Raw genomic sequence first — 19,651 nt, 5'->3', positions numbered from 1 at the left:
GGCGCCCCCAGCCTAGTCAGGCGGTGGAGACCTTGACCCCGTCGATGACCCAGTACCAGTTGTTGGCCCCGGTGTAGCGGAAGCGGAAGCTCACGCTGGAGGCGTCCGCCGGGACGGCGACCGTCACGGACTGGGGCTGCGAGACCACGTCGGAGGTGTAGCTCTTGACGGCGGTGGGGGTGCCGCCGTTGAAGGAGGCCAGGATCTGCGCGGTCTGGGCGCCCTCCTGGCGGTAGAAGGTGGTGAAGGACAGCGTGACGCTGCTCCTGCCGGTCACGGCGTACGCGGGGGTGACCAGCGTGGAGTCGTAGCCGCCCGAGTGGGACGTGTCGTCCCACTCGTCGGAGTCGGCGACGGCGAACACCCCGCGGGAGCGGACGTTGAGCTCGCGCCACTGGTCGCGCTGCGAGCGGGACCAGAACTCGTCGGTGGCGAAGGACCAGCCCCGCCACTCGGTGACACCGCCGGTGCCCATCGCGTTGTTCACCACCGACCAGCCGCTGGGGGGCGGTGTGCGTGAAGCCCAGGACGGAGGCCGGGATGCCGGTCTCGTCGACCCGGCCGCCCAGCGCGGGCAGCAGCGCGTCGAAGGGGTCGGTGGAGCGCTCCTGCACGGGCTTGCCGTCCAGGCCCCACGCGGGGTCGGGGACGATGCCCAACTGCTGGAAGACGGTGGCCGCGACGTCCACGAGCCGGGTGTCGGCGGGCCGCGCGCCCGCGGCGATCCCCGGCCCCTGCGCCAGGACGAAGGTGCGCCGCTCCTCGACGGTGCTGCCGCCGTGGCCGCCCGCGTCGAGGTGCCCGTGGTCGGTGGCGACGATGACGGTCCAGCGCTCGGAGGCGTACGTGGGGCGGGCCTTGACCGCCGCCAGCAGCCGGCCGACGTAGCCGTCCTGGACGTCGATGGCGTCCAGGTACGTGCTGCTCGCGGCGCCCACCGCGTGCGCGACGACATCGGTGTTGCCGAAGTAGACGAAGGCGACGTCCGGGTTCTGGTCGCGCAGCACGCGCTCGGCGTCGTCGGCGATGTGGGCGTCGTGGAGCGGGTAGCCCTCGGCGTCGCCGTCGTAGACGTTCTTGCCGTCGGCGCCCGCGGTGACGGTGCCCTCGGTGTCCAGCGGCTTCCAGTCGACGGCCGCGTACGTGGACAACTGCGGCCGCACCTGGGCGAGGCGGGCCAGGAAGCCGGGGTAGCGGGTGTAGTTCTTGCCGGCGAAGGTGTTGTCCCTCACCCCGTGCTTGTCGGGCCACACACCGGTGGAGACGGTGGACCAGCCGGGGCCGGAGGACGTGGCGGCCATCGGGGAGGCGTAGAGCAGGCTGAGCCCGTAGGTCCCGTTCGCCATCAGGGACTTCAGGTGCGGCGCCTTGGCGGCGTCGATCCGGTCGTGGCGCAGTCCGTCCATGCCGATGACCAGCACCTTGTCGGAGCTGGTGCCGTTCGGGAGGGTGGGGGCGGCCGCGCGGGCGAGCCCGGCGAGCGGGCCGCCGGCGGCGACCAGGGCGGCGCCTGCGGCGGAGGCGGTGAGCACGGTGCGACGGGACATGCCGTTCGGCATGACGGTCCTCCAGACGAAGGGTCGTGCACGTCGGATGCGGACAGCCGAACGCCCCTGGCGGGGCAGGGGCGTCCGGGTCGTGCTGTGCGTGCTGTGCGTGGTGCCGGGGGGTGCCGCGGTCGGTCAGCTGCCGGTCGCGTCCTGCCAGGCCTTGACGTAGGTGTCGAGGTTGGTGTCGATGTCGGCCCAGTCCGGCTGGAAGACCTCGACGCCCTGGAGGATCCCGGCCAGCGCCTTGGCGTTGGCGTCGTCGGCCTTCACGTCGGAGCGCGCGGCGAAGCCGCCGCCGATGGAGCTGACCTGCTTCTGGGCCTCCTCGCCGAGCATGAAGTCCAGCAGCTTCTTGCCGTTCTCCGAGTGCGGGGCGCCCTTGACCAGGCCGCCGGCGTACGGCAGCGCGAAGGTGGTGGGCTTGCCGCCCTGGGCGGCCGGGAACCAGATGCCCAGGTTCGGCATCGACTTGGCCTGGGCGAAGTTCATCTGGACGTCGCCGTTGGCGACCAGGATCTCGCCCTTGTCGACCTTCGGCGCCAGCTTGCCGGTGGAGGAGGACGGGCCGACGTTGTTGGCCTGGAGCTTCTTGAGGTAGTCCATGGCCTGGTCCTTGCCGCCGAAGTCGTGCATCGCCTTGATGACGACCGCGGTGCCGTCGCCGGCGACGCCCGGCGTGGAGTACTGGAGCTTGTTCTTGTACGTGGCGTCCAGCAGCTCGTCCCAGGTGGTGGGGGCGGTCTTCAGCTGCTGCTTGTTGTAGACGAAGCCGAAGTAGTTGTTGACGACCGAGGTCCATGTGCCGTCCGTGGACTTGTCCGGGGCGGCGACCGTGTCGGCGCCCTTCGGGGTGTACTTCTCCAGGAGGCCCTTGGCGTCGGCCTGCTGGATGAAGGGCGGGAGGGTGACCAGGACGTCGGCCTGGGTGTTGGACTTCTCGCGGACGGCGCGCTGCATGACCTCGCCGGAACCGCCCTCGACGTAGCGGACCTTGATGCCGGTCTGCTTCTCGAAGTCCTTGAAGATCTGGTCGTACCAGCCGTCGCCGTTCTCGCCCTTGAGGCCGTCGGCGCTGTAGACGGTGACCTCCTTGGCGTCGGAGGCGGAGGAGTCGCCGCCGCAGGCGGTGAGGGCGCCGCCGAGGACGAGGGAGGAGGCGAGGACGGCGATCGGGGCGCGCAGGGCGCGACGGGGGACGCGGGTGACGCGGGGGACGGAGGACATGGCGGGACTGATCTCCTTGAGGGTCATCGGTAGGAGGCTTTGGTGCGGATGCGGGAGAGAGCGAGCAGGACGAGCAGCGTCGTGCCCATGAGGACCACCGCGAGGGCGGAGCCGGTGAACGGCGAGCCGCGGTCGGTGGCGCTGAAGACGAGGACCGGCAGGGGCAGCCAGTCGGGCGGGTAGAGCATCATCGTGGCGCTCAACTCGCCCATGGACAGGGCGAAGCAGAGCCCGGCCGCCGCCCCCAGGGAGGGCAGCAGCAGCGGCAGGCGGACCCGCCACAGCACGTACCAGGGGCGGGCGCCGAGGCTGGCCGCGGCCTGTTCGTAGGCGGGGTCGAGACGGCCGAGGGCCGCCGTCACCGACTGGTGGGCGAAGGCCGTCACCAGGACGGTGTGGGCCAGGATCACGATCGTCCGGGTGCCGTTGAGCAGCACGGGCGGCTTGCTGAAGGCGACCAGCAGCGCGAGTCCGGCGACCACCGAAGGCACCGCGACCGGCAGCATGAACAGCAGGTCCATCACCCGCCGGGCCCGGCGGCCCAGCGCGTGCGCGGACAGCGCGGCCCAGGTGCCCGCGGTCAGCGCCAGGACGCTCGCGGCGGCCGCGGTGGCCAGACTGGTCGTCAGGGCCTGCAGCGACTCGCCGCGCACGGCGGCGTCGTAGTGGTCCAGGGTCGGGCCGGACGGCAGCGCGCCGCTCCAGTGGCCCGCGAAGGACGCGGCCACCAGCACCAGCAGCGGCAGCGCGAACAGCGGCAGGAAGAGCAGGGCGAACAGCGCCCACGCGGCCCAGCGGCCGCCGCGGCTATGCACCAGCACGTCGGCTCACCGCCCGGTAGATGCCGTACAGCGCCAGCGAGACGGCGACGTTGACGGTGGCGACGACACAGGCCGCCGGGTAGTCGGACTCCAGGATCGCCTTGGTGTAGACGAGCATCGGCAGCGTGGTGACGCCCTTGGCGCCGGTGAAGAGCACGATGCCGAACTCGTTCAGGCACATCACCAGGACCAGGCTCCCGCCGGCCGCCAGCGCCGGCAGCGCGTCGGGGAGGATCACCTGCCGCACGATGCGCGGGGCGCGGGCGCCCAGCGAGGAGGCGGCCTCGATCTGCGCGGGGTCCAGCTGCCCGAAGGCGGCCAGCAGGGGGCGCATCACGAAGGGCGTGAAGTACGTGACCTCCGCGAGGATCACGCCCCACGGTGTGGTCAGGAAGGCGAACGGCCCCTCGGCGGCGCCGGTGGCGTCCGTCCACAGCCCGTTGGCCATGCCCGCCGACCCGTACACGAAGACCAGCGCCAGCGTGATCAGGAAGGACGGGAAGGACAGGAAGACGTCGACGAAGCGGGCGACCGCGCGGGCGCCGGGGAACGGCACGAAGGCGATCACCAGGGCGAGGACGAAGCCCAGCAGCAGGCAGCCGGCCGTCGAGGCGGCCGCGATCCACACGGTGTTGCCCAGCGCCCGCCGGAAGACCTCGGAGCCGAAGACGTCGCCGTACACGGCGAAGGAGTGCCCGCCGGTGTCGGGGGACACCGACTGCCACACCAGCAGCACCAGCGGGTACAGGAAGGCCGCCGCCAGTGCCGCGACGGGGACGCCCGCCCACAGCAGGCGGGGCGCCCAGGGGCGTGCCTCAGCCATCGCGGTCACCGCCCCCGGTGCCCGCGGGCAGCAGGACGGCGTCGTCGGGCGCGAAGTGCACGGTGACGGTGTCGCCGGGGGCGGGCGGGTCGCGCAGCTCGGTGACGTCGGCCATCAGCTGGTGGCCCGCGGTCTCCACCAGCAGGCGGTGGGTGGCGCCGCGCCACTGGATGCCGGTGACGGTGCCGGGCAGCGGGTTGGGCCCGTCGCCCAGGCCCACGGCGTGCGGGCGCACGCAGAGCGTGGCCTCGGCGCCGGGGGCCGCCTCGCCGGTGGGGGCGAGCAGGTCGTGCTCCGCGAAGCGGACCGCGCCGTCCTTGCCGACGGTGACCGGCAGCAGGTTGGCGTTGCCGACGAAGGACGCGGTGAACTCGGTGCGCGGGCGCCGGTACAGCTCCTGCGGGGTGCCGACGTCCCTCAGCCGGGCCCGGTCCATCACCGCGATGCGGTCGGCCAGGGTCAGCGCCTCGATCTGGTCGTGGGTGACGTACAGCATGGAGACGTCGGGCAGTTCGCGGTGCAGGCGCGCCAGTTCGGCCAGCATCCCCGAGCGCAGTTTCGCGTCGAGCGCGGACAGCGGCTCGTCGAGCAGCAGCACCCGGGGGCGTACGGCCAGGGCGCGGGCGATGGCGACGCGCTGCTGCTGGCCGCCGGACAGCTCGCGCGGGTAGCGCCGCGCGAACTCGCCGATGCCGGTCAGCTCCAGCGCCTCGGCCACCCGTTGGGCGGTCTCGGCGCGCGGCACTCCCTGCGCCCGCAGCCCGAAGCCGACGTTCTTGTCGACGCGCATGTGCGGGAAGAGGGCGTAGCTCTGCACGACCATGCCGATGCCGCGCTTGTACGGCGGCAGCTTCGTCACGTCGCGGCCGTCGATCCACACCCGCCCGCGGGCCGGGGTGACGAAGCCGGCGACGGCGCGCAGCGCGGTGGTCTTGCCCGAGCCGGAGGGGCCGAGCAGGGCCATCACCTCGCCGGGTTCCACGGTGAGGTCGAAGGAATCCAGGACGGTGGTGCGGCCGTAGGCCACCGTCACGTCCTCGAACCGTATGCCCATCTCAGACCTTCGCCAGCAGGGCGGGAAGCGCGGCGACGGAGTCCAGGACGTGGGTGGCGCCCGCCTCGCGCAGCGCCGCCTCGTCGTGGGCGCCGGTCAGCACGCCCGCCACGACGAGTGCGCCGGCGCGGACGCCGGAGAGCATGTCGTACGCCGTGTCGCCGGCCACCGCGATCTCGCGGACGGAGTCGGCGGCGCGGGTGCGCAGCAACGCGGTGAGCACCATGTCCGGGTAGGGGCGGCCGCGGCCGCCCGCGTCGGCCGGGCTCAGGGTGAGGTCGGCGATGTCCTGCCAGCCCAGGGCGGCCAGGATCGCGTCCTGGGTGGTGCGGGAGAAGCCGGTGGTCAGCACCACGGTGCGGCCCTGCTCGCGCAGGGCGGCGATGGCCTCGGCCGCGCCGGGCAGCGGCGCGCAGGCGCCCGAGTCCACGAGGTCCGCGTAGGCGAGCTCGAACTCGGTGTTGGCGCGCTGCGCCTGCTCCTCGGTGCCGAACAGGGCGCGGAAGACGGAGATCTTGGACTCGCCCATGGTGCGGCGGACGTAGTCCAGGTCGGGCTCGGCGCCCAGGCGTTCGGCGGCCCGGACGAAGGCCCGCTCGACCAGGCCGTCGTCGGCGACGGTGGTGCCGGCCATGTCGAGCACGACGAGCGTGGGGGAAGTGCTGTCGGTCATTGTCGTTACCAGCCGATCTCGTTGGCGGTGTCCTCGCCGATGGCGGGGGAGCAGGTCATGCCGCGGCCGCCGGGTCCGGTGACCAGCCACACGCCGTCGGCGACGTGCTGCCGGTGCACCACCAGGGACGGGTCGGTGCACTGCGCGTACACCCCGGCCCAGCGGCGGCGCACGCGCGGCAGGGGGCGGCCGAGCAGCGCTTCCGCGGCGGCGGTGAGGTGGTCGTAGGGGTCCTCGGTGACGTCGAAGGCGAAGGGCTCGTCGTACTCGTGGGTGTCGCCGATGGTCAGCCCGCCGTCGAGGCGCTGCACCATGAGCAGTTGCATGCGGTGCTCGGCGGCGACCGGCGGCTGGGGCTGCCCGGCGCGCAGGGCGTCGAGCGCGGTGCCGGCGTAGGCGGGGTAGTAGCGGAAGCTGTCGGCGTCGGCGACCGAGGTGGTCAGCGGCTCGTCCAGCGGGTCGGTCTGCGCCATCTGCAGGCGGACCCGGCGCACCGGCAGTCCGGGGCCCGCCAGTTCGCGGACGAGTCCGGTCAGGTGGGCGCCGGTGGCCAGCACGACGGTGTCGCCGTGGTGGGTGTCGCCGTGGTCGTCGCGGACGGTGCCGGGCGCGACGTCGCGGACCTCGCGGCCGGGCAGGAAGGTGTAGCGGCCGGTGGCGGCCAGGTGCGCGCGCAGCGCGGGGAGGGCGACGCGGGACTCGACGGCCGCGTCACGCTCGCACAGCAGGGCGCCGGTGAACTCGCCGCGCAGCGCCGGGTTGCGGTGCCGGACCTCGGCGGCGTCGAGCCACTTCAGCCCGCGCGCGGCGGCCTCGGGGGAGGCGAGGACCTGATCCGCGACGGCGCGCTCGGCCTCGGTGCGCACCACGGTCAGCGAGCCGTTGGCGCGGAAGCCGACGCCGGGTACCCGCTCGCCGATGCGCTGCCACAGCTCGCGGGCGCGCTGCGCCGTCTCCAGTTCGGCGCCGGAGGCCCGGCCACCGACCCAGACCAGGCCGAAGTTGCGGACGGAGGCGCCGCGGGCCTCGGTCTCCCGTTCCAGGTGGACGACTTCGTGTCCGCGGTCGACGGCGTGCCAGGCGTGAAGGGTGCCGAGTGCTCCGGCACCCACGATCAGGACTCTCATGCGGACCACAGTCGTGCGGCCGGCGGGCGCGGTCGGGTCCGGTTTCTGAACCGGTCGTGAACGGACCCGCAATCTTGGACTAGACCCGTTATCTTTTCGTGACTTTATAGGCCCTCTGGAGGAGGGTGCAAAGGGTTCTCCGTGTTACGTACGGGACAAATGGGTCGTGAAACTGAAGCGGTCCCCGCGGTACAGCGACCGGACCCGCTCCAGCGGCGCACCCTCGGTGTCCCGGCTGTGGCGGTGCAGCAGCAGCATGGGCAGCGCGGGAGGGGTGCCGATCAGCAGCGCCTCGCGCGGGGTCGCCAGCACCGTCTCGATCCGCTCGTCCGCGTCGCCGAACTCCACGCCCACCCGCTCGCGCAGATACGCGTAGAAGGAGGAGTCCGGGTCGAACTCCACGTCCAGCCGCGGCACGCGCTCCACCGCGACATAGGTGCTCTCCAGGCCCACCCGCTCCTCGTCGGCGAGCAGGACGCGCTCCATGTGCCACACCGTGCCGCCCGCGGCGATGCCCAGCTGCCCGGCCAGCACCTCGTCCGCCGCGATCCGGTCGAGCGCGGTCAGATTGCGGCCCGGCACCCGCCCCTGGCGGCGCACGCCCTCGGTGTAGCTGGCCAGCGACAGCGGCTGCTCCAGCTTCGGGCCGGCGACCACCGTCGCGCGGCCGCGGCGGCGCAGCCGCCCCTGGATCAGCAGCTCGCGCAGCGCCTGCCGCACGGTCTCCCGTGCCACGCCGAACCGGGCGGCGAGCTCCCGTTCCGTCGGCAGCGGCACCCCCTCGCCGAGCTCGCCGAGCAGCTCCTCCAAGCGCGTCTTGACGACGAAGTACTTGGGAAGCCGGCCGTGCTCGGGGATGCCGGCGCGGGCCGGCGCACCCGCCTGGGTGTCGTTCACACGGCGAATCCTCGCAGATCGGAGCGGGGCGGACGGCCGCCGGTACCGGGCGCGGAAGGCGGCAGGGGGCGCCGCGCCGGGCGGCGTTCACCGGCCGATCACCCACCGGGGGGCGGGAGTTCGCGGCCGGTGCGCCGGTCACCTCCGGCGGCCGACCCTCAGCACGACCCCGCCCGCCAGCAGCAGCGCACCGGCGCCGATGAGGAGCAGGGCGGGCCTCGGGTCCTGGGCGGGACCGGTGTCGGCCAGGCCGGGCGGGTGGGTGCGGGTGCGCGGCCCGGCGGAGGCGGCGGGGGTGTCCGGAAGCCGGCTGCCTGCGGTCTCCCGCGGGCCGGGGTCCCCCTCGTCGCCCTTGCCGGTGACCGCGCCGCCGGGGCGGCCGGGGGTGGTGCCCGGGCCCGCACCGCCGCCCGCGCCGGGGCTTGCGCCGGGGCCCGCGCCGGGACGTTCGGCCGGGTGTCCTCCGGGCCCCTCACCGGGGCGTACGCCGGGGTGTTCCCCGGCCCCCGGATGCCCGCCGCCCGCCCCAGGGGCCGTCCCGGTGCCGCCCGGCGCCGGGCCGCCGGCGGTCTCCCGGGGAGTGCCCGGGGCTGTCGGCGGCACGGCTCCGGAGCCGTCCCCCGGCGGCGCGACGGTGAAGCGGTACGGCGCCGACTCGCCGACCCAGTCGCCGTCCGCGCCGCGTCGCTGCACGACGGTGGCCGAGGCCTCGACCGGCCCCGGCGGCGCGTCCGGGGTGAAGCGCAGCCGCAGCGCGACACGTACCGTGCGGTGCGCGGGCAGGACCACGCCGGGGTCGTGCTCGCCCACCACCGCGATGTTCTCGTCGTTGCCGGTGTGCGCCACCGGCACCGGCCGCCAGCGCGCCCCGCCGGACCGGCCGGCCCCCTTCGCGCCGCCCGTCGCGGACGTGCGGTACTCCAGGCGCACCTGGCGTGCGGTCAGCTTGCGGTCGCGGTCGACGAGGACGATGACCGGGTGCACGTCGCGCCGGGCCCGCCCGGTGGTGTTCTCCAGCTCCACACGGAACTCCCGCGCCGCGGCGCCCGCCACGAAGGCCGGTGGGCCGTCCTTCAGCCGGGCCCGCACGGGGAAGGGTTCACCGGTCGCCTGGGCCGAGGCCAGCACGACCGAGGCCGCCGCCATGGCAAGAGCGCTGCGCCACCTCATGGGCAGCGAAGCTCCCACGTTCGTACGCTCATATGCGTGTACGACGCGGGGCGGTCCCCGGCGGCTACCCGTACGGGCGGTCAGCCGCCCGCCGTCTGGCCGAACAGCGGGGCCAGGGCCAGCAGCGCCGCGCCCCGGGCGACCGCGTGCGCGCCGTCCGGGACGAGGGAGACGGGGACGGTACGGCCCGCCGACCGCCGCGTGCGGGCGTCCATGGCGGCGCCGACCTCGCGCCGGAACAGCTCGGGCCGCGCCAGTACGGTGCGCCCGCCGAGGACGACGCGGTCGATGTCGAGCAGCGAGACCAGGTTCGCCGCGCCGAGCCCGAGCAGCCGGGCGGCCCCGGCGTGGTCGCCGCGGCCGACGGCGGCCAGGCAGAGCGCCTCCAGGCAGCCGCGGTTGCCGCAGGCGCACCGCGGCCCGTCGAGGGCGACCGCCTGGTGCCCGAACTCCCCGGCGCCGGTCCGGGCGCCGCGGTGCAGCGCGCCGCCGAGGACCAGGCCCGCGCCGAGCCCGCTGCCCAGGTGCAGGCAGCCGAAGGAGTCCCCGGCGCCGGTGCGGTCCGGCGGCGACAGCACCGACAGGGCGGCGGCGTTGGTGTCCTTGTCCAGGACGACGGGCAGCCCGAGGCGTTCGGCGAGCGCGTCGCGCAGCGGGTAGCCGTCCCAGGCGGGGAAGCCGGTGATGCGCAGCAGCGCGCCCGTGCCGTGGTCCAGCGGTCCGGGGGAGGCGACCCCGGCGCCGAGCGCCGCGCCGTCCGCGCCCGGGGTGTCCGCGACGGTGGCGTGCACCAGGCGGGCGACCGCCCGCAGCACCTCGTCGGCGGGCCGGCCGAGGTCGAGGGGGGCGGTGCGGGCGTCGGTGGTCTCTCCCGCCAGATCGGCCAGGAGCACGGTGACCTCGTCGCGGTCCAGGTGCACCCCGACCGCGTACCGGGCGCGCCGGGCCAGCCGGAGCAGGGTGCGCGGCTTGCCGCCGGTGGGGGCGCCGCGGCCGGCCTCGTCGACCAGCCCGTCCGCGCGCAGCCGCGCCACGATCTTGCTGACCGCCTGCGGGGTGAGGCCGGTGCGGTCGGCGAGCTCCAGCCGGCTGATCCCCGCGCCGTCGGCGACGGTCGCGGTGCGGAGCAGCCCGAGCACCAGCGCGGTGTTGTGGCTGCGCAGCACCGGCAGGTTGGCTCCGGCGGTTCCGTTGTTCACCTGCCCATTGTCGGGCACGCTTGCGCTTTCGCAACAGCGTTGCTTAAGTGGGGCGCATGGCTTCCGCACCCCTTCGCGTCGCACTGGTCGGCTACGGCCTGGCCGGCTCGGTCTTCCACGCCCCGCTGATCTCCGCCACCGACGGCCTCGCCCTCGACACCGTCGTCACCAGCGACCCCGAGCGCCAGGCGCAGGCCCGCGCCGCGTACCCGGACGTCCGCCTCGCCGCGTCCGCCGACGAGCTCTGGAAGCGCGCGGACGAGCTGGACCTGGTCGTCGTGGCCTCGCCGAACAAGACCCATGTCCCGCTCGCCACGGCCGCGCTGGAGGCCGGGCTGCCGGTCGTCGTCGACAAGCCGCTCGCGGCCACCGCCGCCGAGGGGGACGCGCTCGCCGCCCTCGCCGCCGACCGCGGACTGCTGCTGTCGGTGTTCCACAACCGCCGCTGGGACAACGACTTCCTCACCCTGCGCGGACTGCTGGAGCGCGGCGAACTCGGCGAGGTGTGGCGCTTCGAGTCCCGCTTCGAGCGGTGGCGGCCGAACCTCAAGGGCGGCTGGCGCGAGTCCGGCGACCCCGCCGAGGTCGGCGGTCTGCTCTACGACCTCGGCAGCCACCTGGTCGACCAGGCACTGACCCTCTTCGGCCCCGCCGAGAGCGTGTATGCCGAGCGGGACGTGCGCCGTGCCGGCGCCCAGGCCGACGACGACACCTTCGTCGCCCTCACCCACGCCGGCGGGGTCCGCTCCCACCTGTGGATGACCGCCACCACCGCCCAGCTCGGCCCGCGCTTCCGGGTGCTGGGCAGTACCGCCGGTTACGTCAAGCACGGCCTCGACCCGCAGGAGGCCGATCTGCGCGAGGGCGCCCGCCCCGCCCCCGGCGGCGTGTGGGGCACCGAGCCGGAGTCCGCGTGGGGCCTGCTGGGCGCCGGCGACGACGTCCGTCCCGAGCCGACGCTCCCCGGCGACTACCCCGCGTACTACGCGGCTGTCGCCGCCGCCCTGCGCGACGGCACGGAGCCGCCGGTCACGGCGGCCCAGGCCGCCGCGACGCTGGCGGTCCTGGAAGCGGCCGCCGTCTCGGCCCGCGAGGGCCGCACGGTGCGGCTCGCGCCCCGCGCCTGACGGGGGCGCCGGTGGGGCGGCGCCTGCACGCCGTCCGGGACGGCATGTGTACCGCCGCTCACCGGGGCCCGGGCCGCCACGAGGCCACCGGTGCTCGTGAGGGGGGAGCCCTCACTGACGGGCCCGCGGGCTGGACGCGCAGCGCCCGGGGGCGGCGCCTGTACCTGCGCGCGCGGTCGAGCAGTCGTTCCTCCCCGGGTTGCCGTCACAGCCGGGTGGTTCCGTCGGTGCTCCGATTGCCCGGCCCGCGGTGCACCCCTCACGGCCGCCGGCCGGGTGCGGACAGCGGACAGGTCGGCGGGTGGCGTTGTCGGCGGTGTGGTGCACTTGCGCGTCGTTCAGCGGTTGTTCGTCCCCGGCACGCCGCTGTGCGCGACGGCACCGGGCCGGAGGCCGCAGCGGCGCCGGCGCTGCCCTCGTGGCCGCCGGTCGGGCGGAAGCGGACGAGGGCGAGGGTCGCGCCGACCAGGGACGGCTCCGGGTTGCTGGTCGCTGTGGCGCGGGCGACCGTGATGCCGGGTGTGTCTTGGCCCGGGAGGGCTGCGGGGTGCGGGTCGCGTCCCGCGGTTGAGGCGGGCGTCCGCGAGCTGCGGTTGCTCGCTGCTGTGCGCGACGGCTCCGAGATGCCGATCGCCGCGGCGCAGGCCGCGGCGACGCCGGGGGCGCTGCCCTCGTGGCCGCCGGACCGTGGTGGCGCTGTCTGCGCACCGTCCGGGGGCGTCAAGCGAGCCCCGCGGTTGACGGCGGCCCGGTCGCCCGGCCTGCGGCGCGCTCCCCTCGCGGCCGCCGGCCGGGCGCTCCTCACCCTCGGGTGCCCGGACCGCGGGAGTGGTCCGGCGCGTCCGGGGGAGAACGATGGGCCGGCGGCGTTCCGCCCGGTTCGGGCAGGCGGGTGCGGAAGCGGACCAGGACGGCGCCGTCGGCGGTGTGGTGCACCTGCACGCCGTCCAGCGGTTCCTCGTCCCCGGCGCCCGCGAGCTGCCGGCACAGCCGGGTGGTCTCGGCGGAGGACGGCGGTTCCGGCGGCGCCCCGCCGTCGTGTGCGGACGGCTGGTCGTAACCGGTGTCGGTGACGCACACCGAGCAGTGCCCGTCCTCCACGCCGAGCGTGACGCGGAAACGGCGTGCCCGGCCGTGCGTGACGACATAGCCGCAGGCCACCAGTACGGCCTGGGCGATCCGGGCGCCGGCCGGGCCGCAGGAGAGGGTCTCCAGCGCGGCACGGCTCAGGCGTGCCGCGAGCGCGTCGCTGCCGGGTGTGCGGCGCAGCGAGCAGGTCCAGGAGACGTCGAGGGCGGATCTCTTCGGATCGGACAGGGACAGTCGTGAGGAGGCCGCGAGCTTGGCCATGGCCGGACCACGTCCTGTGGGCGTAGGAGGCTGCTCTGCCGGCGACCGGGGTCCCGGGCCGCCCTTTCCGCCAGGCTAGAACAGCCGATCTCGGCCCTGCCAGGGCGCGTTGGGGGCGCGGACGGGGCGCGCCTCAGGCCCCGGGACCCGTCGGTCCCGTCCCGTCCGGCCAGTCCGGCAGGATGGTGAAGTACTGGGTCAGCCGCGTCGTCCGCAGCGTCCGCAGGGTGAACCCGTCCCGGCACACCAGCCGTACGCGCCCCTGCTGCTGCTCCGCGCGGCGGCGCGCGCGCACCAGCGCGGACAGTCCGCTGCAGTCGATGAAGTCGACCGGCCGCAGGTCGACCACGATGTCGGGGCGGTCCGTCCCGGTGAGCAGGTCCAGCGCGGCGGAGACCCGCGGTGCGGTCAGCACGTCCACCTCGCCGTCGAGGGTGACCACCGTGCTGTCGCCCTCCGCGCGGCGGCGGACCGAGGCGATGGACGGGGTGCTCGTCAGGAGGGAGGTGTCGGACATGGGCACCACCCTAGGGCAGACGGACCGTCAGCTTCCCCCTTATGGCCAGGGCTTGACAATCGGCGACCGGGCGGGTCAGGGCGTGCCGTCCCGCAGCCGGTCGGTGTCGAAGCCGCCGGCCACCACGCGGGTCGCCAGCTCCGCCACGCGCATCCGGTGGCTGCGGGCGTACCGGCGCAGCGCGGCGAACGCCTCGTCGACGCCCACACCCCACCGCTCGGCGAGCAGCCCTTTGGCCTGCTCGACCGCCACCCGGCTGTCGAGCGCCCCTTGCAATTGCTCTGCCAGCAGCGTCTGTTCACGCCGGGCGCGGTGCTGGAGCACTCCGACGGCCGCCGCGTCCGCGAGCGCGCGGGCCAGTTCCACGTCCTCCTCGGGCGGCTGCCCGGGGCCCGCGCGCAGCACGCCCAGCGCGCCTATCACCTGCGGGCCCCGGCGCAGGGGCACCGCGTACGCCGCGTGCAGACCGGCCTCGCGGGCGCGGGGCGCGAAGCGCGGCCACAGCTCGTCGCAGCGCGCCAGGTCGGGTACGACCGTCGTGGCCGCGCACCGGTAGCAGTCCAGGCACGGCCCTTCCTCGTCGAGGGCGGGCAGCAGGTCCGGGACCGCGCCGGAGGCGGCGGCGCGCAGCGTGCCGTCCGGGCCGGCGAGCAGCGCTCCCGCCGCGCTCGCGTCCAGCAGTTCCACGCAGGCCGCGGCCACGCGCCCGAGGTGCGCGTCCAGGTCGAAGTCACTGCCCAGGGTGTCGGCGAGCCCCACCAGGACTTCGGCGAGGCGGTGCGGGTGTTCGGTCACGACGTGCTCCCGCCATCGTCGGCCACGGCTCCGCCGGGATTCTGCCATGCCGGAGACCCGCGGCATTCGACAGGGAAAACGGCAACTGCCCTGTTCTGAGGGCACTTTGACGGCGCGGTATGTCAGGATTGACGCAGACCGGTCCCGTCCCGCCATCCAAGGGGGAGTGGATGCACGGAACCTCCACCGGCCCGTCGCGCAAGGCCGCCCGCGCGGCGTTCGCCGCCGGGCTGCTCGCGGCGGCCCTCGCCGGCTGCTCCCGCGGCGACGATCCCGCGGGGGCCGGACGGGACGAGCCCGCACGCCGCGGCACCCCCATGGCCGGCGCGCCCTTCTGGGTCAACCCGGACACCTCCGCCGCGCGTCAGGCCGGCCAGTGGCGCGCCGCCGGCCGCGCCGCCGACGCCGCCCTGCTGGAACGGATCGCGGGCCGGCCGGTCGCCGAGTGGATCGGCCCCGACGACCCGCGCGGCCGGGCCGAGGGCCTGACGCGCGCCGCCGAGGACGCAGGCCGCACCCCCGTGTTGGTCCTCTACAACATCCCGCACCGCGACTGCGGCCAGTACTCCAGCGGCGGCGCCGCCGACGCGGAGGCGTACCGCACCTGGGTGGACGAGGTCGCGGCCGGGATCGGCGACCGCGAGGCCCTGGTGGTCCTGGAGCCCGACGCGCTCACGCACCTGGTCGACGGCTGCACCCCCGGACGCTTCGCGCGGGAGCGCTACGCCCTGCTCGGCCACGCCGTCGACGCCCTGGGGGCACTGCCGCACACCGCGGTCTACCTGGACGCGGGCAACGCCGGCTGGGTGCGCGACCCCGCGCGGCTGGCCGATCCGCTGCGCCGGGCGGGCATCGGGCGGGCCGACGGCTTCGCCCTCAACACCTCGAACTTCTACACCACCGAGGCCAACACGGCCTACGGCACGCAACTGTCGGGACTGCTCGGCGGCAAGCACTTCGTCATCGACACGAGCCGCAACGGCCGCGGCCCGTTCGACGGCGGTCACGACGAGGCCTGGTGCAATCCGCCCGGCCGGGGTCTGGGCACCCCGCCGACCACCGACACCGGCAGCGAACTGGTCGACGCCTATCTGTGGATCAAGCGCCCCGGCGACTCCGACGGCACCTGCAAGGGCGGCCCCAAGGCCGGCCAGTGGTGGCCCGAGTACGCCCTGGGACTGGCCCGGCGCGCGGCGTCGTCCTGAGACACCGCGCGCCGGGCCGGCCGCCACCGGCGGATGCGGTCAGGAGACCTTGACCCAGCGCGCCGCGGACGGCGTGCCCTCCTCGTCGGTGACCACGACCATGTACCAGCCCGGCGGCACCAGCGACGGGTCCTGCGGCACGGTCAGCCGTACCGATCCCTTGCCGCGCGCGATGTCCAGCGCGATCGACCGCTGCTCGGTGTCGGTGGCGTGGGTGACCGCGCTCGGCCGGATGAGCCGCGCCGTGTCGATGTGGTCGGCGTACCGGGTCGGGAAGGTCATCGAGCCGCCGCGCTCCACCGACCGCGGGCCCTCGCCCAGCGAGGGCTTGGAGTCCCGGTGGAGATAGGGCGGGGTGTAGATCTCCACGCGCTGCTCGAAGAAGCCCGGCGTGGTGTCGGCCGCGTCCCCGTACAGCGGGTTCGAGCCGAAGACCGCCACCCGGCCGTCGGGCAGCAGCAGGGCCTCGGCGTGGTAGTCGCGTCCCACGGCCGGGTCGGCGGCGTCCTTGAAGACGTTGCGCACCGGGTCGTAGATCTGCGCCGTGAGGATGTCGCTGCCGCCGCGCCCCCGGTAGTCGCGGGAGCCGCCGGTGGTGAAGACGGTGTCGTCCGGCAGCAGCACGCTGTTCAGGTAGCGCGTGGGCTCGGGCAGGTCGGGGCCGTCGGTGTACGCGGGTCGGACCGCGTTCAGGTCCACCACGGCGGTGCGCGCGGTCGAGGACCGGGACTCGCCGACCCCGCCGCCGCCCAGCACCATCACCTTCTGGTCCTGCGCGGGCGCCAGCAGCACCGAGGCGGCCGTCTCCAGGTCCCCCGGGTCGCGGAGCCCGGCCACCGGGGTGAAGCGGTTGGTCCGCAGGTCCCACAGGCCCGGGACGCGGCCCTGGTCGGCCGGGCCGTAGCCGGCGTTGGCCCCCGAGTAGAAGATCTTCTCGCCCTGCATGAGGAAGAGCGCCGGGTAGGTCGGGAAGTAGCGCGTGGTGGTGTAGCTCCATGTGCGCGTCCGGGGGTCGTAGATCTCGTTCTTCCCGGGGACGACCTGGCCGATGTCGTCGAGGCCGGAGACCGACAGCACCCGCCCGTCGGCGAGCGTGACCAGGGTGGGGTACCAGCGGGCCTCGTTCATGGGGTCGACCGGGATGTAGCGTTCGACGACCGGGTCGAACTCGTAGGCCTCCTTGATCCCCTGGAAGTCCTTCTTGTCCAGGCCGAGTTTGGTGGCCAGCCCGTAGAGGTTGTCCCGGTCCCGGCCCTCCAGGCCCCGGATCCCGTACTGGGCGGCGGTGTTGACGATCCCCGCCTCGCCCTTGACCAGCGACTGGACGAAGACCCGGACCTCGCTCGCGGTGACCGTGACCTTGCCGGTGCGCCTGTCGGTGGTCTTCTTCGCCCGCGGCACGGTGACCGGGAACTCCGAGCGGAAGGTGCGGCCGTTCTCGTTGTTGACGAAGACCGTGCCCTGCGGGAACGTCCGGGGCGCGTCCGGGTTCTCGTTCTTGATCAGCATGGCGCCGCCCGCCCGGTCCACGGCCTCCTTCAGCTTCTCGTAGCGGGCGGTGCCGCCGGCCACCAGCAGCCGGCCGTCCGGCAGCTGGGTGTGGCCGGCGCAGAACATGTCCTTGGGGGTGTCGATCTCCTTGAAGGTGTTCTTCACCGGGTCCCACAGGACGCTCTTGAACGACTTGGCCCCGAAGTTCGTCTCGTCATTGCCGGAACCCGCGATGAGCAGCACTTTCCCGGTGTGCAGCAGCGCGGCGTGGATGGCGTTGATCCGGTACTTCCTGGGGACGTCCAGCTGCTCCCAGTGGCCGTACGCGGCCTTGTACTCCGGCTGCTCGATCTTGTAGTCGTGGTAGGTCGAGGTGGTCCAGCCGTAGAGCGCGGGCGCGTTCATCCCGGCCAGGACGCTCACGGCGGTGCTCCCGATGGCGATCTTCCGCAGTCGGCGGCTCGGTCGGTAGGTCATCGGGCGGCGCTCCTGGTACGGGCGGACGACAGCCACCAGACGGCGACCGGCGCGGCGGCGAGCAGCAGCGCGAGCACCGCCCAGGTGCGCATCGCGGCGTGGGTGTGGCCGTTGAAGAAGCTCGCGGCCAGCGACCCGCCGAACACGAGCGTCCACAGGATGTGGGTGCGGAAGGTGGTCAGCAGCCGGTCGGGGCTGGCCGAGTCGCCCTTGGGCGTGACCACGAAGCGGCTCTTGCGGCGCAGCACGGCGTCGATCAGCGAGCGGGCGTAGATCGGCGCCGACAGCGCCGACATCACCATGCCGGCCGCTCCCGAGGAGCCCTCGGGCTCGTGCGGGCTGACGTTGTGCCGCCGGTTCCACACGTACAGGCCGATCTGGAGGGCCGCGGCGTCGCTGTAGAGCATCATCCAGACCTCGGAGTCGATCTGGACGCCGGAGGCGCCGAGCCCCAGGAACAGGGCGCAGCTGAGACCGCCGAGCATCCAGTTGACCGCCGTCATCGGGTAGTAGACGACCATCAGCGTGTAGTTGAGCAGCCTGCCCGGGGACAGGGCGAAAGGCAGCCGCCAGAACTGCTTGATCAGCGTCTCGTAGGTGCCCCGGCTCCAGCGCAGCTGCTGGGTGAAGAAGTCGGTCCAGGAGGACGGGCCCTCCCCGACGGCGAGCACGTCCGGGGTGTAGACCGAGCGCCATGTGCGGCCGGTGGCGGGATTGCGGTGGCGGTGCAGTTCGAGGCCGGTGGCCATGTCCTCGGTGATCGAGTCGTACAGACCGCCGATGCCCTTGATGGCGCTGATCCGCACGGCGTTGTTGGTGCCCACGAACATCGGGGCGCCGTAGGCGTTGCCGGCCCGCTGGATGAGGGCGTGGAAGAGGAACTGCTGGCTCTCGGCGGCCTTGGTCACCGCGGTGTCGTAGTTGCCGTACACCTGCGGGCCGACGACGAAGGCGACGTCGGGGTCGCGGAACCAGCCGAGCATCCGCTCCAGGAAGTTGGGGAGCGGGACGTGGTCGGTGTCGACCGAGGCGAAGAACGTGTAGTCGTCGCCGTGCGCGTCCAGCCAGGCGTTGTAGTTGCCGTGCTTGGTTCTCGCGCGGAAGGAGCCGGTGGGCCGGTTCCACTTCTCCACGCCCTTGCGGGAGAAGTGGTGCACCCCCAGCCGGTCGCACAGCCGCCGGACCTCGGGGTCGTCGCCCTCGTCGAGCAGCCACACGTCCAGCGTGCCGCGGTGGCGCAGCCGGATCGCGGCCTCCAGGGTGGCCCGCACCATCTCCAGGGGCTCCTTGCCCGGGACGAAGGTGGTGAGGAAGGCGACCTTGGTGCCCTCCTCGGGGACCACGGGCACCGGGTCGCGGGCGACGAGGGTCGCGTGCGCGTTCGACGTCACGTTGATCAGCCGGAAGAGCTCGATCAGGCCGATGGATATCAGCATCACCGTGTCGCAGGCGGTCATCCAGCCCGGCGCGTGCTCCCGGCGGGTCCAGTGCGCCGGCTGCAGCAGCCAGGCGAGCAGTACCGCGGAGAGCACCGGGGCCGCGCCGAGCAGCAGCGCCGCGCGGATCCGGTGCGGCTCCTCGGCGAGCAGGCTGCGGTAGCGCACCCGGTAGGGGACGCCGGGTTCCGGCTCGGTGAGCGGGCCGGCGAGTCTGCTGTAGTGCTCGTAGTCGTACCGGGGTGCCACCGCGCCGGGCCTCGGCCGGGACGGGCCCGGGCGGGTCTGGTGCGGGATGACGGGCGCGGTGCCGGGCGCGCCGGTACCTGGGTGGTCGGTGGTGTACTGCTGGGCGCCGGTCGGTGTCGGCGGCATGGGAATGCTCCCCCCGAAGCAACTGCGCCGCTCGCGCGGCGATGATGTCCCGGGCGTTGCGGCCCCCCGCCCCCCGGGGTGTACACGCGTGTGCGGTCCGCCGCCGGTCCCGCGATGCCGCTACGGCTCGTCGCGGAGGCGACCGCGCTGGGTCACGCCGGTGGCCCACCCCCCTCGCCGGGGCCGTCTCCCCTTGGCCCCGCTCGGTCAAAGGCGCCGAAACGGACCTCCGTCCTCCCGTTTCGGGCAGATAGATTCCGTTTGGCGCTTAGATGTCGTGCGCCCCCAGCCTTCCTGAATGCCCGTCTTGATCGCAAGGTGGGAATAGAGTCGCTAACCG

The 19,651-nt window shown here is 74.2% G+C and carries 16 protein-coding genes and 1 pseudogene; 2 read left to right on the top strand and 15 right to left on the bottom strand.

The features are described 5' to 3' along the window. Positions 1–16: 16 nt before the first annotated feature. The 10 genes and pseudogenes from ACIP9H_RS04925 to ACIP9H_RS04880 all read right to left on the bottom strand — a co-directional run bounded on the left by ACIP9H_RS04925 (position 17) and on the right by ACIP9H_RS04880 (position 10,538). A pseudogene (locus ACIP9H_RS04925) lies at positions 17–1,559 on the bottom strand (alkaline phosphatase family protein). Positions 1,560–1,682: 123 nt separating this feature from the next. Continuing rightward, positions 1,683–2,801, bottom strand: coding sequence for a 2-aminoethylphosphonate ABC transporter substrate-binding protein (locus ACIP9H_RS04920; RefSeq protein WP_401957519.1), 1,119 nt, complete (start codon positions 2,799–2,801; stop codon positions 1,683–1,685). Then, the gene (locus tag ACIP9H_RS04915; protein WP_401583080.1) at positions 2,798–3,595 is read right to left on the bottom strand and encodes an ABC transporter permease subunit; all 798 of its coding nucleotides are present in this window, start codon (positions 3,593–3,595) and stop codon (positions 2,798–2,800) included. The genes ACIP9H_RS04920 and ACIP9H_RS04915 overlap by 4 nt, the downstream gene beginning before the upstream one ends. Further along, a complete protein-coding gene (locus ACIP9H_RS04910) occupies positions 3,582–4,418 on the bottom strand; it encodes a 2-aminoethylphosphonate ABC transporter permease subunit (protein ID WP_401583078.1) in 837 nt (278 codons plus the stop codon). The genes ACIP9H_RS04915 and ACIP9H_RS04910 overlap by 14 nt, the downstream gene beginning before the upstream one ends. Further along, a complete protein-coding gene (locus tag ACIP9H_RS04905) occupies positions 4,411–5,472 on the bottom strand; it encodes an ABC transporter ATP-binding protein (RefSeq protein WP_401957516.1) in 1,062 nt (353 codons plus the stop codon). The genes ACIP9H_RS04910 and ACIP9H_RS04905 overlap by 8 nt, the downstream gene beginning before the upstream one ends. Before the next feature lies 1 nt (position 5,473). After that, positions 5,474–6,145 (bottom strand): phosphonatase-like hydrolase, encoded by a 672-nt coding sequence (locus ACIP9H_RS04900; protein ID WP_401957513.1) that lies wholly within the window; start codon positions 6,143–6,145, stop codon positions 5,474–5,476. 5 nt (positions 6,146–6,150) lie between these two features. Then, positions 6,151–7,272 carry a TIGR03364 family FAD-dependent oxidoreductase gene (locus ACIP9H_RS04895; RefSeq protein ID WP_401957511.1) on the bottom strand — a complete coding sequence of 374 codons (1,122 nt, stop codon included), beginning with the start codon at positions 7,270–7,272 and terminating at the stop codon, positions 6,151–6,153. Positions 7,273–7,416: 144 nt separating this feature from the next. Beyond that, on the bottom strand, positions 7,417–8,169 hold the full coding sequence (locus ACIP9H_RS04890; RefSeq protein WP_401583071.1) for a GntR family transcriptional regulator: 753 nt from the start codon (positions 8,167–8,169) through the stop codon (positions 7,417–7,419). Between the two features lie 138 nt (positions 8,170–8,307). Next, on the bottom strand, positions 8,308–9,339 hold the full coding sequence (locus tag ACIP9H_RS04885) for a hypothetical protein (RefSeq protein ID WP_401957508.1): 1,032 nt from the start codon (positions 9,337–9,339) through the stop codon (positions 8,308–8,310). A gap of 80 nt (positions 9,340–9,419) precedes the next feature. After that, positions 9,420–10,538 carry an ROK family transcriptional regulator gene (locus ACIP9H_RS04880; protein WP_401957506.1) on the bottom strand — a complete coding sequence of 373 codons (1,119 nt, stop codon included), beginning with the start codon at positions 10,536–10,538 and terminating at the stop codon, positions 9,420–9,422. A 56-nt stretch (positions 10,539–10,594) separates the two neighbouring features. Between ACIP9H_RS04880 and ACIP9H_RS04875 the strand changes: the two genes are divergently transcribed. Next, positions 10,595–11,665 (top strand): Gfo/Idh/MocA family oxidoreductase, encoded by a 1,071-nt coding sequence (locus tag ACIP9H_RS04875; RefSeq protein ID WP_401583068.1) that lies wholly within the window; start codon positions 10,595–10,597, stop codon positions 11,663–11,665. An 801-nt stretch (positions 11,666–12,466) separates the two neighbouring features. Here ACIP9H_RS04875 and ACIP9H_RS04870 read toward each other — a convergent pair. From ACIP9H_RS04870 to ACIP9H_RS04860, 3 genes are all read right to left on the bottom strand, one after another. Continuing rightward, the gene (locus ACIP9H_RS04870) at positions 12,467–13,015 is read right to left on the bottom strand and encodes a hypothetical protein (RefSeq protein WP_401957504.1); all 549 of its coding nucleotides are present in this window, start codon (positions 13,013–13,015) and stop codon (positions 12,467–12,469) included. Between the two features lie 133 nt (positions 13,016–13,148). After that, a complete protein-coding gene (locus ACIP9H_RS04865; RefSeq protein ID WP_360906086.1) occupies positions 13,149–13,532 on the bottom strand; it encodes an STAS domain-containing protein in 384 nt (127 codons plus the stop codon). A gap of 75 nt (positions 13,533–13,607) precedes the next feature. Further along, a complete protein-coding gene (locus ACIP9H_RS04860) occupies positions 13,608–14,327 on the bottom strand; it encodes an ANTAR domain-containing protein (protein ID WP_401957502.1) in 720 nt (239 codons plus the stop codon). A 170-nt stretch (positions 14,328–14,497) separates the two neighbouring features. Here ACIP9H_RS04860 and ACIP9H_RS04855 point away from each other — a divergent pair, with 170 nt between their 5' ends. Then, positions 14,498–15,532 carry a glycoside hydrolase family 6 protein gene (locus tag ACIP9H_RS04855; RefSeq protein ID WP_401583062.1) on the top strand — a complete coding sequence of 345 codons (1,035 nt, stop codon included), beginning with the start codon at positions 14,498–14,500 and terminating at the stop codon, positions 15,530–15,532. A 39-nt stretch (positions 15,533–15,571) separates the two neighbouring features. Here ACIP9H_RS04855 and ACIP9H_RS04850 read toward each other — a convergent pair whose 3' ends face one another. Next, positions 15,572–17,500, bottom strand: a complete 1,929-nt coding sequence (locus ACIP9H_RS04850) for a galactose oxidase-like domain-containing protein (protein ID WP_401957498.1) — start codon at positions 17,498–17,500, stop codon at positions 15,572–15,574. Then, a complete protein-coding gene (locus ACIP9H_RS04845; RefSeq protein ID WP_401957495.1) occupies positions 17,497–19,311 on the bottom strand; it encodes a glycosyltransferase family 2 protein in 1,815 nt (604 codons plus the stop codon). The genes ACIP9H_RS04850 and ACIP9H_RS04845 overlap by 4 nt, the downstream gene beginning before the upstream one ends. Positions 19,312–19,651: the final 340 nt, after the last annotated feature.

This window comes from Streptomyces sp. NPDC088732, from assembly GCF_044751205.1.
Classification (GTDB): Bacteria; Actinomycetota; Actinomycetes; order Streptomycetales; family Streptomycetaceae; genus Actinacidiphila.
Note: the sequence above shows the minus strand (reverse complement) of the source record. Positions and strands in the feature narration are given on the sequence as shown.

Excerpts from the sequence above, each read along its gene's own strand:
- ACIP9H_RS04920 (WP_401957519.1), bottom strand. The coding sequence starts at position 2,801 with ATGACCCTCAAGGAGATCAGTCCCGCCATGTCCTCCGTCCCCCGCGTC.
- ACIP9H_RS04910 (WP_401583078.1), bottom strand. The coding sequence starts at position 4,418 with ATGGCTGAGGCACGCCCCTGGGCGCCCCGCCTGCTGTGGGCGGGCGTC.
- ACIP9H_RS04905 (WP_401957516.1), bottom strand. The coding sequence starts at position 5,472 with ATGGGCATACGGTTCGAGGACGTGACGGTGGCCTACGGCCGCACCACC.
- ACIP9H_RS04900 (WP_401957513.1), bottom strand. The coding sequence starts at position 6,145 with ATGACCGACAGCACTTCCCCCACGCTCGTCGTGCTCGACATGGCCGGC.
- ACIP9H_RS04895 (WP_401957511.1), bottom strand. The coding sequence starts at position 7,272 with ATGAGAGTCCTGATCGTGGGTGCCGGAGCACTCGGCACCCTTCACGCC.
- ACIP9H_RS04885 (WP_401957508.1), bottom strand. The coding sequence starts at position 9,339 with ATGAGGTGGCGCAGCGCTCTTGCCATGGCGGCGGCCTCGGTCGTGCTG.
- ACIP9H_RS04875 (WP_401583068.1), top strand. The coding sequence starts at position 10,595 with ATGGCTTCCGCACCCCTTCGCGTCGCACTGGTCGGCTACGGCCTGGCC.
- ACIP9H_RS04870 (WP_401957504.1), bottom strand. The coding sequence starts at position 13,015 with ATGGCCAAGCTCGCGGCCTCCTCACGACTGTCCCTGTCCGATCCGAAG.
- ACIP9H_RS04865 (WP_360906086.1), bottom strand. The coding sequence starts at position 13,532 with ATGTCCGACACCTCCCTCCTGACGAGCACCCCGTCCATCGCCTCGGTC.
- ACIP9H_RS04855 (WP_401583062.1), top strand. The coding sequence starts at position 14,498 with ATGCACGGAACCTCCACCGGCCCGTCGCGCAAGGCCGCCCGCGCGGCG.
- ACIP9H_RS04850 (WP_401957498.1), bottom strand. The coding sequence starts at position 17,500 with ATGACCTACCGACCGAGCCGCCGACTGCGGAAGATCGCCATCGGGAGC.
- ACIP9H_RS04845 (WP_401957495.1), bottom strand. The coding sequence starts at position 19,311 with ATGCCGCCGACACCGACCGGCGCCCAGCAGTACACCACCGACCACCCA.